General features: G+C 63.4%; 10 protein-coding genes and 1 pseudogene. 2 read left to right on the forward strand and 9 right to left on the reverse strand.

Translation table 11 applies throughout. The features are described from left to right. Nucleotides 1-93 precede the first annotated feature (93 nt). Nucleotides 94-4,396, reverse strand: a pseudogene (locus tag LU682_RS05620) (DEAD/DEAH box helicase). 136 nt (nt 4,397-4,532) lie between these two features. On the opposite strand from LU682_RS05620, the gene LU682_RS05625 reads away from it, so the two are divergent. Continuing rightward, on the forward strand, nt 4,533-4,946 hold the full coding sequence (locus LU682_RS05625) for an NUDIX hydrolase (protein ID WP_003254983.1): 414 nt from the start codon (nt 4,533-4,535) through the stop codon (nt 4,944-4,946). On the opposite strand, the gene metR is transcribed toward LU682_RS05625, so the two are convergent. After that, a complete protein-coding gene (metR, locus tag LU682_RS05630) occupies nt 4,930-5,847 on the reverse strand; it encodes a transcriptional regulator MetR (RefSeq protein ID WP_003254981.1) in 918 nt (305 codons plus the stop codon). The two genes, LU682_RS05625 and metR, sit on opposite strands and share 17 nt — an antisense overlap. 195 nt (nt 5,848-6,042) lie before the next feature. On the opposite strand from metR, the gene LU682_RS05635 reads away from it, so the two are divergent. Continuing rightward, nucleotides 6,043-7,038 carry an alpha/beta fold hydrolase gene (locus tag LU682_RS05635; RefSeq protein ID WP_049588505.1) on the forward strand — a complete coding sequence of 332 codons (996 nt, stop codon included), beginning with the start codon at nt 6,043-6,045 and terminating at the stop codon, nt 7,036-7,038. 17 nt (nt 7,039-7,055) lie between these two features. On the opposite strand, the gene LU682_RS05640 is transcribed toward LU682_RS05635, so the two are convergent. From LU682_RS05640 to LU682_RS05670, 7 genes are all read right to left on the reverse strand, one after another. Then, nucleotides 7,056-7,391, reverse strand: coding sequence for a GlpM family protein (locus tag LU682_RS05640; RefSeq protein WP_010952237.1), 336 nt, complete (start codon nt 7,389-7,391; stop codon nt 7,056-7,058). 23 nt (nt 7,392-7,414) lie between these two features. Then, nucleotides 7,415-8,692 (reverse strand): two-component response regulator AauR, encoded by a 1,278-nt coding sequence (gene aauR, locus LU682_RS05645; RefSeq protein ID WP_232857307.1) that lies wholly within the window; start codon nt 8,690-8,692, stop codon nt 7,415-7,417. Between the two features lie 47 nt (nt 8,693-8,739). Continuing rightward, the gene (gene aauS / locus LU682_RS05650) at nt 8,740-10,644 is read right to left on the reverse strand and encodes a two-component sensor histidine kinase AauS (RefSeq protein WP_019438135.1); all 1,905 of its coding nucleotides are present in this window, start codon (nt 10,642-10,644) and stop codon (nt 8,740-8,742) included. Nucleotides 10,645-10,712: 68 nt separating this feature from the next. Then, the gene (locus LU682_RS05655; RefSeq protein WP_021781956.1) at nt 10,713-11,447 is read right to left on the reverse strand and encodes an amino acid ABC transporter ATP-binding protein; all 735 of its coding nucleotides are present in this window, start codon (nt 11,445-11,447) and stop codon (nt 10,713-10,715) included. Next, the gene (locus LU682_RS05660; protein WP_010952241.1) at nt 11,444-12,115 is read right to left on the reverse strand and encodes an amino acid ABC transporter permease; all 672 of its coding nucleotides are present in this window, start codon (nt 12,113-12,115) and stop codon (nt 11,444-11,446) included. The genes LU682_RS05655 and LU682_RS05660 overlap by 4 nt, the downstream gene beginning before the upstream one ends. Beyond that, a complete protein-coding gene (locus tag LU682_RS05665) occupies nt 12,116-12,862 on the reverse strand; it encodes an amino acid ABC transporter permease (RefSeq protein WP_010952242.1) in 747 nt (248 codons plus the stop codon). Nucleotides 12,863-13,007: 145 nt separating this feature from the next. Next, nucleotides 13,008-13,925 carry a glutamate/aspartate ABC transporter substrate-binding protein gene (locus tag LU682_RS05670; RefSeq protein WP_049588510.1) on the reverse strand — a complete coding sequence of 306 codons (918 nt, stop codon included), beginning with the start codon at nt 13,923-13,925 and terminating at the stop codon, nt 13,008-13,010. Nucleotides 13,926-14,058: the final 133 nt, after the last annotated feature.

Genomic DNA, 14,058 nt, shown 5'->3' on the forward strand with positions numbered 1-14,058 from the left:
AGCGAAAATCATTCTCGAGCGTAGGAGCGGGTTCACCCGCGAAAGGGCCGGGCCTGCTGGCCAATCTCCACCCGCCGTGCACCGTTGCCGCCGCTACCGTATTCGCGGGTAAACCCGCTCCAGGGTGTCGCGCAGCAGTTTTTGCCGCCAGCTTTCCTGCTCCTGTGCGGACGCCTCGACCAGATACGCGTAACGCCCGGCCATCCGCACCGCCACCGGTATCCCGTCGCGATACAGAAGCCGGTTGCCAATCACTGCCGGCACTTTCGCCCCAGGCAGCAACGAGCCGATCAGGTTCAGCGGGTCACCGGCGCTCACCACCTGCAGCGTTCCGTCCGGTTCACGTCGTCTCACTTGCCGCAGCAATACTACCGCCTCAGGCAAGGCGAACTGTTCACCGGCCAGCCCGGCAATGAAGCGCCCGCCCCGGATCTCGCCACGCGCTTCCAATCGGTGATAGCAGCGCAGCAGCTCACGCCAGGGCGGCAGTACATCACTCTCGCGCGCCAACAGCCGCCAGCAGATCACGCCATAGCGGCGCAGCAGCGTGCGGGCAATGTGCTCCAGGCGCTGGTCGTGATCCGGGGGCGCATCGCTGCGGCGCAGCAGGGCCCAACGTCCGGCATGCGCCATGCTGCTGGAAAGCGGCGGGTGGCCTCGGCGGCTGTTACGTGAGCTGCGCTTGGTTGCAGGCGTGATCAGGCTGCGCAAGCCAGTGAAACTGTCCGCCCTGGCCAAGCCCGAGCCCACCAGCTCCTGCAGTGCAGTTTCCAGTTCACTGGGCAGCAGGTGTGCCTCATGTGCCAGTTCATCGAAGAACAGCGCACCCTGGGTTTTCAGCGCTTCGTGCACACGTTGCGCACGTAGGCCAAGGGCGTCGACAGCAGGTGCGGGCGCCAGGCTGCGCCACGTGTTCAACTGGTCCCGCGGCAGCAACACCAGCGGGGTACTGGTCAACGTGCTGCTCGCCACTGTTGCCGCCAGCCGGCTCCAGGCAAACTGGCCGCTTCGGCAGGCTTCGTCGAGCCAGTGCGGACTGTAGTCTTTGATACGCGCCGGCAGCAGTTCCGCCTCCCAGGCCGCTGCGGCGCTGGGGAACCCTTGTAACTGGCCGAGCACTTCGGCCACCGCCTGCGGACCACGCAGGCGCTCGTCAGGCGCCAGGTGCTGCCAATCGAACAGAAAGCGCATGAAGTCTTGCAGGCTGACCGGTTCGATCTCGCGGCGCAGGCGTTTGACCGTGTAGCGGTGGATGCGTGCCAGCAAGTGGCGTTCGCACCATTGCAGGTCAGTTGCACCTGGGCTGAAATGCCCGCGCAGCACATAGCCTTCGGCTTCCAGGCGGGCCAGAGCCTGCTCGATATCGGTTACCGGTTTGCCCAATGGCGCAGCGATCTGCGCCAGGGTCTGGGGGCCATGGCCGCTCAGGCGGGCGCGCAGCAGTTCGCTCAGTGCGTGGTCGGGCTCGATGGGCTGGTCGAAGCCAGCGAGCCGTTCGAGCGCTGGCTCCCTGTGCGCTGTGGGGTACAGTGCCAGCAGCAGGTTCAGGCGTTCGCGGGCCAACCAGAGCTTGTCATCGGGCAGGCGCAAGGCACGCCCAGCCTTGGCCAGCTGCCTTAGCAGCAAATCCCAGCAGGGGTTGGCATCCCTCGACCTGACCGATGGCACCCAGGCTCATCAATGCCTCGTGCATTTCGTCGGGATTGGCCGGCTGTGGCCAGGCCTCGGCCGCGACGGCAGCAATGGCATCAGCGTCCAGCGCGCCCAGGTCGTCGCTACTGTGCACGTCGTTCCAGCGCCGGTTGAGCACCGCCTGGGTACGTCGTTCTTCCAGTGGCGCATCGTCCAGAAAGGCATAAGGCCGGGCGTTGAGAATCGCTGATGCCAGCGGCGAGGGGGCGGGCAGATCCCGGCACAGCAAGCGCACTGCACCGCTTTCCATACGCCGCAGCAGGGCCAGCCAGCCTTCGCTGTCCATCGCCTCGTGCAGGCAATCGTCGAGGGTTTGCTCGACCAGCGGATGGTCGGGAATCTGCCGCTCGCCGGCGATGTTCTCCAGGCAGGCGATCTGGTCAGGGAACACGGCGGCAACCAGGTCCTCACTCTTCATGCGCTGGATTTGTGGCGCCACCTTGCGTCCGCCCACAAAGCGCGGCAGTGCCATGGCCACGCCTGCATTCCAGCGCCAGCGCACGCCAAACAGCGGTGCATCGAGCAGGGCCTGGATGAGAATCGGCTCGGCGCTGCGGCTGTTCAGGTAGCGCCACACTTCGTCCAGCTCGAAACTGTGGCTGGTCGACAGTGACAGCACGATGGCGTCCTCGCTGGCGGCAGCCTGCAGTTCGAAGTTGAAGGTGCGGCAGAAGCGCTTGCGCAGGGCCAGGCCCCAGGCGCGGTTGATGCGGCTACCGTAGGGTGAATGAATGATCAGTTGGGTCCCGCCGGACTCATCGAAAAAACGTTCCATCACCAGCGTATCCTGCGAGGGCAGGGCGCCAAGCACTTCACGGGTGCGGGCCAGGTAGTCGAGCAACTGGCCCGCACAAGCTTCGTCCAGTTCGAAGGTCGCCTGCAACCAGGCCAGTACCTCCACCGTGTCGCCGCCTGCCAGCGCCAGTTGCTGGTCGATTCGCGCCTGCAGCCGGGCCACGGCGGCAGACAGCTCGTCACTGCGCCCCGGCGCTTCACCCAGCCAGAACGGAATGGTCGGTGGCAGGCCATGAGCATCCTCTACCCGCACCCGGCCCGGCTCGACGCGCAGAATGCGATAGGAGGCGTTGCCCAGCTGGAAAATATCGCCGGCAATGCTTTCCACGGCAAAGTCTTCATTGACGCTGCCGATGTTCAGCGCCTGCGGTTCCAGCAACACGGCGTAGTCGGCGTTGTCGGGGATGGTGCCGCCGCTGGTCAGCGCGGTCAGTTGGCTGCCACGTCGGCCACGCAGCGTGCCGCTCACTGCGTCACGGTGCAAGTAGGCACTGCGCACACCCTGGCGACCGTTGTAGCCCTCGGCGAGCATGCGCAGCAGGGCCTGGTAGTGGTGCTGGTCAAGCTCGGCGTAAGGTGTGGCCTGGCGCAGGCAATCCAGCAGTTCCTGTTCGTGCCAGGCCTGGTTGCTGGCTTCTGCGACGATCTGCTGGGCCAGCACATCCAGCGGTGCCCGGGGGATGTGCAGTGCGTCCAGTTCGCCCTGTCGAACGCAGTCAAGCAAGGCAACGCATTCGATCAGGTCATCGCGTGAGGTAGGGAACAGGCGCCCCTTCGGCACACCATCGACCTGGTGTCCAGCGCGGCCAACCCGTTGCAGGAAGGCGGCAATCGAGCCCGGCGAGGCGACCTGGCAGACCAGGTCGATATCGCCGATATCAATGCCAAGCTCCAGCGATGCGGTCGCTACCAGCACCTGGAGCTGGCCGCTCTTGAGCCGCTGCTCCGCATCCAGGCGCAGCGCTTTGGACAGGCTGCCATGGTGTGCGGCAACCGCCTCCTTGCCCAGCCGGTCGCTGAGGTGGCGGGTGATACGTTCGGCCAGGCGCCGGGTGTTGACGAATACCAGCGTGGTGCGGTGTTCACGGGCAAGGGTGGCCAAGCGGTCATACACCAGGCCCCAGACATCAATGGCCATCACCGCCCCCAGCGGTACCGGCGGCACTTCGATGGCCAGGTCACGCTTGCGGGCATGGCCGATATCGACAATGGCGCAGGGACGCCCGCTACCCACCAGAAACTGTGCCACCCGTTCGACCGGGCGTTGGGTAGCGGACAGGCCGATACGCCGCAGTGGCTTTTTGCACAAGGCTTGCAGGCGTTCCAAGGTCAGGGCCAGATGGGCGCCACGCTTGTTACCGGCCAAGGCATGGATTTCGTCGACGATTACCGTGTGCACATGGGCCAGGCCTTCACGGCCAGAAGCCGAGCCCATCAGCACGTAAAGCGATTCGGGGGTCGTCACCAGAATGTGCGGGGCCAGCTTGCGCATGGCGGCGCGTTCCTTCTGCGGCGTATCGCCGGTGCGTACCGCCGTGGTGATGCGTGGGGCGTTCAGGCCTTGCTCTGCAATGGCTTGGCTGATGCCTTCGAGCGGGGCCTGCAGGTTCAGACGAATGTCATTGGACAGGGCCTTCAGAGGTGAAACGTAGATCACCAGGGTCTGTGCGGGCAGTTCGCCCTGGTGCTTCATGCCTTCACGCAGCAGCTCATCAAGCACGGCCAGAAAAGCGCTCAGGGTCTTGCCTGAGCCGGTCGGCGCGGCCAGCAGCATGGATTGCCCGGCGTGGATCAACGGCCAGGCCTGTGCCTGGGCATCGGTGACCGTGGCGAAGTGGCGGCGGAACCAGGTGCTGACGGCAGGATGGAACAGCTCGAGCACCGGGTGGTGTTTGGCGGGCAGGTTCATGTGTTGTTTATGGAGGGTGTGCAACAGGTTGGCAAGGGGCCGCTCGTCTACCAGGCCGACACAGGAATGACCGGCCTTGTCAGGCCAATGACCCCATGGGATCCTCGCGGGTCATTTTATTCAGCGAGCCCACTTCATGCCCAACATCATCCGCATCGCCGCCGCCCTGCTGATCGACCCTCAGGGCCGCACGCTGCTGGTGCGCAAGCGTGGCACCGAGGCTTTCATGCAGCCAGGCGGCAAGATCGATGCCGGTGAAACGCCGGTACAGGCGCTGGTGCGCGAGTTGCAGGAGGAACTGGGCCTGCGCATCGACCCGGCTCAGGCTATGCACCTGGGCCAGTTCAGTGCCCCCGCCGCCAACGAACCAGGCTTCGAAGTGCAAGCCGAGCTGTTCCGTGTCGACAGCGCCGCTGCCGTGGTGCCGGCCGCAGAGATCGAGGAGGTGGTCTGGCTGGCAGCAGATCAGGCGCCCGTCATGCCACTGGCTCCCCTGACCCGCGACTTGATCCTGCCGCTGTATCGCCAGGCGCTCAACGCACCGCGCTGACGCCGTCGAGGGTGGCGAACGAGGTGTCCTTGGCCGTCAGCAAAAAGTCGCGCATGTAAGGGGCATCGAGCATGTCGGTGCGTACGGCGGCATAAAGCGTGGCAAACAGGCCTTTCTCGCCCAGGCGTTTGCCCTTCACATAGCCGCGCGAGCTGTACTCGTGCAGCGCCCAATGCGGCATGCCGCACACGCCACGGCCGCTGGCCACCAGTTGCATCATCATCACCGTCAGCTCCGAGGTACGCACGGCGGCTGGCTCGATATCGGCCGGCTCCAGGAAGCGCGTGAAGATGTCCAGGCGATCGCGCTCCACCGGGTAGGTGATCAGCGTCTGGTCGAGCAAGTCTTGCGGCACGATGTAAGGCTTGCTGGCCAGCGGGTGTTGGTTGGCCACTGCCAGCATCGCCTCGTAGGTGAACAGCGGCACGTAAGTGATGCCTGCCAGGTCCACCGGGTCGGAGGTCACCACCAGGTCAAGGTCGCCGCGGGCCAGGGCCGGTAGCGGGGCGAAGGCAAAGCCCGAGGCCAGGTCCAGTTCCACTTCCGGCCAGGCATCACGGAACTGGTCGATGGTCGGCATCAGCCACTGGAAGCAACTGTGGCATTCAATAGCCATGTGCAGGCGTCCGGCAGTGCCTCCGGCCAGGCGTGCGATGTCACGTTCGGCACTGCGCAGCAACGGCAGGGTGGCATCAGCCAGTTGCAGCAGACGCAGCCCGGCGCTGGTGAAGCGGATTGGCTTGGTCTTGCGCACGAAAATCGGGAGGCCCAGGCGCTCTTCCAGCTCCTTGAACTGGTGCGACAACGCCGACTGGGTCAGGTGCAGGCGTTCGGCGGCCTCCACCAGGCTGTCGGCTTCGCGCAGGGCATGAAGGGTTTTCAGGTGACGGATCTCCAGCACAGATGACTCCGGGGTGTGGAATTGAAGAAACAGGGAATGAATTGAGTTTCTCTCATGATGCGGCATCTGTCGACTGGGCGATCGTCGCACCGCCTGGCGGGAGTCATAAAACTGTCACCGAACTGTGGCAGCGCGCCCGAACAGAATTCATCAGACTCGCGCTCTACTGGGGATCTGCATTCTGGTGTTTCTTTCATGCGGGCTTTTTGGCTTTTTCTTTTCTTTCTGTTCAGCGCACCGGCGAGTTTCGCCGAACAGCGCTGTGACGCCCAGGTGCCGGTGCAGCGTGCCGAACTCGGTGCCGTCAGCCTGGTGTACCAGAGCGTCGGTGCGCCACGCGACCCGGCCTTGCTGCTGGTCATGGGCTTGGGCGGACAGCTGATTCATTGGCCAGACGACGTGGTCGAAGCATTGTGTCGCCAAGGTTTTCGGGTGATCCGCTATGACAACCGCGATGTCGGCCTGTCACGCTGGAACCAGGTGCCACCGCACGCCAACCTGACGCTCGAACTGTTGCGTTACAAGCTGGGCCTGCCCGTGTCGGCGCCCTACACGCTGACTGATATGGCCGATGACGGCTTGCACCTGATGGACGCGTTGGGCGTGCGCCAGTTTCATGTATTGGGTGTGAGCATGGGCGGCATGATTGCCCAGCACCTGGCGGCGATGGCGCCCGAGCGTGTGCGCAGCCTGACGCTGGTCATGTCCAGTTCAGGGGCGGCGGGGCTCCCGGCGCCGGACCCGGCGCTGGTGCAGTTGCTGGCCCGGCGCAGCGCACCGAACCGTGAAGTGGCAATCGAGCAGCAGGCCGACCTGCTGGCGGCCTTGGGCAGCCCTGAGGTACGGGACGACCGCGAGGTGTTGCTGCACCAGGCGGCGCAGGCCTACGACCGGGCGTTCAACCCTGACGGGGCCAAGCGCCAGATCATGGCGATACTGGCCGAGCCGAGCCGCGTCGAGTTGCTCAACCAGTTGCGAGTGCCGACCCTGGTGGTACACGGCACGGCTGATCCGTTATTGCCGGTGATGCATGGCGTGCACTTGGCGGCGCATATCCGGGGCAGCCAGTTGCGCTTGATCCCGGGGCTGGCGCACCGTTTCCAGGAGCCGTTCAAGGCGCCGTTACTGGGGGCGGTGTTGCCTTATTTGCAGGCGCACAGGCAAGAGGTCACGCACATCGCAGGGCTCTGAATCGGCGTCGATTTCGCTCAGTGCATCCGCACCCACACAGTCACCAGCACGGTCGCGGCGATCAGCCAGGCCACTGTGGCCAGCGCCATCGAAGCCTCGAGGCGCAAGCGGTCGACCAGTACATACAGGGTTGCCAGGTACACGAAATACGGAATGATCGACCACATGCCAAACAGGATGGTGGTCTTGAGGTCGGCAATGCTGCGCCCCTTGCCGACGATGTAGTGGGCAATCAGGGCGAAGGTGGGGAACAGCGGCACCAGCCCTGCGATGTAGTAGTTGCGCGTTTTCGACAGCACTGCCAGCAACAGCACCACGCCTGCGCCCAGGGCCGCTTTGAATACCAGGTCCACGTTGTTTTCCAGTTTGGGTTCAGTCAGGCGAGGCCGTATTTTTTCACTTTGTCGAACAGCGTGGTCTTGGCCATGCCCAGCTCCTGGCTGGCCTGGCTCAGGTTGCCACCCGTGCGTTGCAGGGCATCAGTGAGCAGGTTGCGTTCGAATGCTTCCACCGCCTCGGCAAAAAGCAGGCCTTGGTTGGCACCACCGCTGGGGCCTTTCTTGAACGCTGGCAGGCCGAGGGCATAGCGTTCGGCCACGTTGCGCAACTCGCGCACGTTGCCTGGCCAGTCGTGGGCCATCAGGCGCGACAGGGGCTGGCTGTCCAGTGTCGGTGTTTCCCGATCGAAGCGCAGGGCCGACTGCTGCAGGAAATGTTCGAACAACTGCAGGATGTCTTCACGGCGCTCACGCAGCGGCGGCAGCTCCAGGGTGACCACGTTCAGCCGGTAATACAGGTCGCTGCGGAACTGGCCGCTCTGGCCCAGGGCATCAAGGTCCGCCTTTGTCGCGGCGATCACCCGGCAATCCACCGGGATGCTCTGGTTCGAGCCCAATCGTTCCAGGGTGCGCTCCTGCAGCACGCGCAGCAGCTTGATCTGCAGGTTGATCGGCATGCTCTCCACTTCATCGAGGAACAGCGTGCCGCCGTTGGCATGTTCGATCTTGCCGATGCGGCGTTTGCCGGCACCGGTGAAGGCGTTGGCCTCGTGGCCGAATATCTCGCTTTCAAACAGGTTTTCCGGCAGGCCGCCACAGTTCAGCGCCACGAACGGGTGGCTCTGGCGACGGCTGAAGTCGTGCAGGCAGCGTGCGACCAGCTCTTTGCCGGTGCCGGTCTCGCCTTCGATAAGCACGTTGGCTGAGGTGTCGGCGACGTTGGCGATCAGTTCGCGCAAGTGCTCCATGGCCGGTGAGCGACCAATGATGCGTCCCTCCAGGCTGCTCTGTTCGGCCAGCTGGCGGCGCAGGGCCACCACTTCGCGTGACAGCCCGCGCTGTTCCAGCGCGCGGCGTACCACGTCGACCAGGCGCTCGGGGGAGAACGGTTTTTCCATGAAGTCGTAGGCGCCGTTACGCATGGCGCCAACGGCCATGTCGATATCGCCATGGCCAGTGATCAGCACCACCGGCAGGCTGCGGTCACGGGCCTTGAGGCGATTGAGCAGCTCCAGGCCATCAATACCCGGCAGGCGGATATCGCTGACGACAATGCCGGCAAAATCGTCGCCGATGCGTTCCAGCGCCTGTTCGGCGCTGCCTACGCCCTCGCAGGCGATATCCTCCAGGGCCAGCGCCTGCTGGCAGCCGAGCAGCACATGCGGGTCGTCTTCGACGATCAGGACGGTAAGAGGCGCTTGGTTCATGGATGCTCTGCCGATTCGCTAGGGGGTGAAACCAGAGGCAGGGCCAGGACGAAGGCCGTGCCGCCTGTGACGGGATGCTCGACGTTCAGGCTTCCCTTGGCGGCGGCGGCAAGGCTCGCCGACAGGGTCAGGCCCAGGCCCAGGCCATGCTCGCCCGGTTTGGTGGTAAAGAAAGGTTCGAACAGGTGCTTGCGCGCTTCGGGGTCGATACCGTGGCCGTTGTCGCGCACCTGCAAACGGTACTTGTCACCCTGCAACTCGCCTTCCAGCCATAGCTCAGGCTGCGGTTGCGCGGCCATGGCGTCAAGGGCATTCCCGATCAGGTTGACCAGAATCTGCTCCAGGCGGGTCTGGTCGATGGCCAGTTGCTGGTCCTCGAACTGGTGGTGCAATTGCAAATGACAGGCACTGATGCGGTTGGCCAGCACCTGCAGGGTGGCCTCTACTGCCTTGGCCAGTGAAGCCTGGCCGCTGTCATCGCCGCGCCGGGCGAACGAGCGAAGGCTGGCGGTGATGCGGCCCATGCGGTCGATCAGGTCATTCATGGTGCGCAGGTTGGTGCTGGCGGTTTCCAGCGCCCCGCGCTCGAGGAAGCGCACTGTATTGCCAGAAAGGGTGCGCAGCGCAGCCAGTGGCTGGTTCAGCTCGTGGGCAATGCTGGTGGACATCTGCCCGATGGCGGCCAGCTTACCTGCCTGCACCAGCTCATCCTGGGCGTGGCGCAAGGTCTGCTCGGCATGCCGGCGCTCGCGAATCTGGCCCTTGAGGCGTTCGTTGCTGGCGCGCAGGTCGGCGGTGCGTTCGGCAATCCGCCGCTCCAGCTGGCTGTTGGCCTCTTCAAGGGCTTCGCGGGCCGCCAGGCGGGTGGCGATCACTTTGCGCCGCTCGTTCCAGGCAATGCCGAGGATCGCCAGCAAGGCAAAGGCCACGCCCACCAGAATGCCCTGCACCATGGATTCGCGACGCAGGTCCTGCAGTGGGGTCAGCAGGGTGAAATGCCAGGGGGTGTCGACCAGGCGCCTGGTTTGCGCCAGATAGGCCACTTCGTGCGGTTTGCCATGAGCGGTTTCGGTGTTGGCCGGGAAGGTCAGTTTTTCCACACCATCGGCTAGGGTTTCCCGGGCCAGGGGCTGCAATTCGTTCAGCGGCCACCAGTAGTACTGCAGGCTTCGCGCCAGTCGCTCCTTGATTTGCGGGGTCAGCGGGCGCACCGACTTGAGGCGCCGGGCCGGGTCGCTGGAGAGAATGATGATGCCATTCTCGTCGCTGACGAACGCCTCCAGGCGGGCACGCTGCCAGCGCTCCTCGAGGGTGTCCAGGCGCACCTTGATCACCGCAACGCCTATGATCTTGCCGTGCTCCTCAAGCCCATGGGCCAGGTAATAGCCAGCCTCGCCCGTGGTACTGCCGATGCCGTAGAACCGCCCTGGCTCGCCGCGCACGGCAGTCTGGAAGTAGGCGCGGAACGACAGGTCTTCACCCAGGAACGAGTCGGCATCGCGCCAGTTGCTGGTGGCCTGTACCCGGCCATTGGTGTCGAGGACGAAGATGGCCCGACTGCGACTGCGACGGTTCAGGCCTTCAAGGTATTCGTTGACCGTCTGGCGTGAGGCGCCGTCCGGGTCGGTGAGCAGGTGCGAGACGCTGTCTTCCAGCTCCAGCAGGCTCGGCAAGTAGGTGTACTTGCTGATTTCGCTTTCGACCGTGCGTGCGTGCAGCTCCAGCTGGCGTTCCCCGTTTTCGCTGAGGGTGCGGATACCATTGCTCTCGCTGATCAGGTAGCCAGCCATTCCCAGGCCGACCATCAGCAGGATGATCAGTGGTGGTAACAGCAATTGACGGATCAGGCGGGAATTCACGGCAGGCTTGGCAGGGCGAAGTAGCGAGGGATCGCATTTCATCACAGTGGCCTTGTTACGACCAGCTTCCGCTGCCTGGTGGGTCCCTGGCAGCGGAAGCTGTGGCCGGGTCAGTGCTGCAGGATCTTGCTGAGGAAGTGCTGGGTGCGCTGGTCGCGGGCGCTCTGGTCACCGAAGAACTCTTCCTTGGTGCAGTCTTCGATGATGCTGCCCTTGTCCATGAAGATGACCCGGTTGGCGACTTTGCGGGCAAAGCCCATCTCGTGGGTTACGCACATCATGGTCATGCCTTCTTGGGCCAGTTGCACCATCACGTCCAGTACCTCGCTGACCATTTCCGGGTCCAGTGCGGAGGTAGGTTCGTCGAACAGCATGACGATCGGGTCCATCGCCAGGGCGCGGGCGATTGCCACGCGCTGCTGCTGGCCACCGGAGAGCTGGCCGGGGTGTTTCTTGGCATGGGCACTGAGGCCTACACGGTCGAGCAGCGCCAGGCCCTTCTTGGTGGCTTCCGCCTCGCTGCGGCCCAGTACCTTGCGCTGGGCAATGGTCAGGTTCTCGGTGATGGTCAGGTGCGGGAACAGCTCGAAGTGCTGGAACACCATGCCCACGCGCGAGCGCAGCTTGGGCAGGTTGGTCTTCGGGTCGGCAATCGAAGTGCCATCGACCACGATGTCGCCCTTCTGGAACGGCTCCAGCGCGTTGACGCACTTGATCAGGGTGGACTTGCCCGAGCCCGACGGGCCACAGACCACCACCACCTCACCTTTCTTGACCTCGGTGCTGCAGTCGGTCAGTACCTGGAAGTCGCCGTACCACTTGTTGACGTTCTTGATGGAAATCATACGGAGATCCTTTTTTGCAGGCGCTTGACCAGCCACGAAGCGGAGAAGCTGATGAGGAAGTAGACGACGCCGGCGAAGATCAGGAACTCATGGGAGCGCCCGATGATGTCGCCGTTGGAGCGTGCCGAGTTGAGGAAGTCGACCAGGCCCACGGTGTATACCAGCGAGGTGTCCTGGAACAGGATGATGCTCTGCTGCAGCAGCAGCGGGGTCATCTTGCGGAAGGCCTGGGGCAGGATGATCAGGCGCATGGTCTGCGCGTAGTTCATGCCCAGCGCTTGTGCGGCGCCCATCTGGCCCTTGGAGATCGACTGCACACCGGCGCGGACGATTTCGCAGAAATACGCGGCCTCGAACATCATGAAGGCGACCACGCAGGAGGTGAAGGCACCCACCGGGGTATCTTCGCCGGTGATCCAGCGCAGCACGAACGGTACCGCCAGGTAGAACCAGGTGATCACCAGCAGCAGCGGAATCGAGCGGAAGTAGTTGACGTAGGCGCCGGCCAGGTTCGACAGCAGTTTGCTTGACGACAGGCGCATCAGTGCCAGGATGGTGCCCAGCACGATACCGCCGATGACTCCCATGACCATCAGTTTGAGGGTCATGACCATGCCCTCCCAGAGGGCAGGCAGGGCGGGGATGATTTCGCTGAAATCCATTTCCATTTACTTGCCCCCCACGGAAATCAGGCCAGGCACGGCGACTTTCTTCTCGACCATGCGCATGAGCAGCATCAGGCCCATGTTCAGGGTGAAGTAGATCAGCGTGGCCAAGGTGAACGCCTCGAACAGGTTGGCGGAAAACTCTGCGGTCTGTTTGGTCTGCGCGAGCAGCTCCATCAGGCCGATCAGCGACGCCACCGAGGAGTTCTTGAATACGTTGAGGAACTCGGAGGTGAGCGGCGGAATGATGATCCGGTAGGCTTGCGGCAGCAGCACATTGTTGTAGATCTGCGGGAGGCTGAAGCCCATGGCGCGGGCGGCAGCTTCCTGGCCTTTGGGCAGCGCCTGGATACCGGTACGCACTTGCTCACAGACGCGCGCGGCGGTGAACAGGCCCAGGCAGATGACCACGCTGATCAGCGCCGAAGTGGTCGGGTTGAGGTCCTGCTTGAACCATTCCTGCAAGCCTTCTGGCAGCAGGTCCGGTACCAGGAAGTACCAGATGAACAGTTGCACCAGCAGTGGCACGTTGCGGAACAGTTCCACGTAGGCGGTGGCGATACCCGATACCAGGCGGTTCGGTACGGTACGCATGACACCGAGGAGCGACCCCAGCAGCAGCGCGATGATCCAGGCGGTGATGGCGATGGCGATGGTCCAGCCCAGGCCGGTGATGTACCAGTCCAGATAGGTTTCGCTGCCCACGCCGGTGGACTTGAAGAACACGCCCCAGTCCCAGTTGTAATTCATCGGGATTTCCCCTCAGACGGTTGTTTCACGGGCACCTTCGAGCATCCGGGGGCGCAAGGCGCCCACGGATGAAAGGTTAGACACTAATGAGTGGCCTGCAGAATTGATTCGTGCTCGTGAGCACCAGGCCACTATTTACTGAGGATCAGGACTTCTTCTCGTCCGCAGCCTTGTCGGTCGGCTCGGCGATCAGTTTTTTCAGCTCTTCGCTCATCTGGAAGTTGAGGTTCAGACCTTTAGGCGGGATCGGCTGCATGAACCACTTCTCGTAGCTCTTGTTGACTTCGCCCGACTTGAAGTAGGCAACGATGGCGTCGTCGACCGCTTTTTTGAACGCAGCGTCATCCTTGCGCACCATGCAGCCGTAGATTTCGTACGACTGAGGGGTACCGGTGATGACCCAGTCCGCTGGCTTGCGCGCCTTGGCCATTTCACCGGCGAGCAGGGCGTCGTCCATCATGAAGGCCACGGCGCGGCCGCTTTCGAGCATGTTGAAGGCTTCACCGTGGTCCTTGGCGGAAATCACGTTCATCTTCATCTGCTTGTCGGCGTTCATCGCCTTGAGGATGCGCTCGGAGGTGGTACCGGCGGTGGTCACCACGTTCTTGCCGGCCAGGTCCGGGAAGTCTTTGTATGCCGGCTGACCGTCCTTGACCTTGGTCAACAGGCGGGTACCGACTTCGAAGATGCCGACCGAGAAGCCAACCTGTTGCTGGCGCTCGACGTTGTTGGTGGTGGAGCCACACTCCAGGTCGACGGTGCCGTTCTGCACCAGCGGAATACGGGTTTGCGAGGTGACCAGGTTGTAACGGACCTTGATGTCCGTGCCCAGTTGCTTTTTCAGCGCGTCGACGACGGCCAGCTGGATGTCATGCGAGTAACCGACGGGCTCGGGTTTGCCGGCCAGGTAGGAAAATGGAATGGAGGAGTCGCGGTGCCCCAGCGTGATGGTGCCCGATTCCTTGATCTTCTTCAGGGTGCCGGTGAGCTCCTCGGCCATGGCCGGCGAAGCGATGACTGCAGCCGCGATGGCTGCGCCCAGCAATTGACGAACGATACGCATCAAATTTTCCTCGACGTGTTTGTTTTTTTTATGGAGCCGTTGGCGGACTCTTCGTTCAACGAATACAGCAAGAAGCGGGTGCATTCGGCTACCAAGTGTAGAGCATGACTCGTGCCAAGCCCTGCTGTCGACC

The sequence above is a fragment of the Pseudomonas alloputida genome (assembly GCF_021283545.2).
Classification (GTDB): domain Bacteria; phylum Pseudomonadota; class Gammaproteobacteria; order Pseudomonadales; family Pseudomonadaceae; genus Aquipseudomonas; species Aquipseudomonas alloputida.

Bases quoted from the DNA above. Each gene is read 5' to 3' on its own strand.
- LU682_RS05665 (WP_010952242.1), bottom strand. From the start codon at position 12,862: ATGAATTACAACTGGGACTGGGGCGTGTTCTTCAAGTCCACCGGCGTG.
- LU682_RS05670 (WP_049588510.1), bottom strand. From the start codon at position 13,925: ATGCGTATCGTTCGTCAATTGCTGGGCGCAGCCATCGCGGCTGCAGTC.
- aauS (WP_019438135.1), bottom strand. From the start codon at position 10,644: ATGAAATGCGATCCCTCGCTACTTCGCCCTGCCAAGCCTGCCGTGAAT.
- LU682_RS05625 (WP_003254983.1), top strand. From the start codon at position 4,533: ATGCCCAACATCATCCGCATCGCCGCCGCCCTGCTGATCGACCCTCAG.
- LU682_RS05660 (WP_010952241.1), bottom strand. From the start codon at position 12,115: ATGGAAATGGATTTCAGCGAAATCATCCCCGCCCTGCCTGCCCTCTGG.
- LU682_RS05635 (WP_049588505.1), top strand. From the start codon at position 6,043: ATGCGGGCTTTTTGGCTTTTTCTTTTCTTTCTGTTCAGCGCACCGGCG.
- LU682_RS05655 (WP_021781956.1), bottom strand. From the start codon at position 11,447: ATGATTTCCATCAAGAACGTCAACAAGTGGTACGGCGACTTCCAGGTA.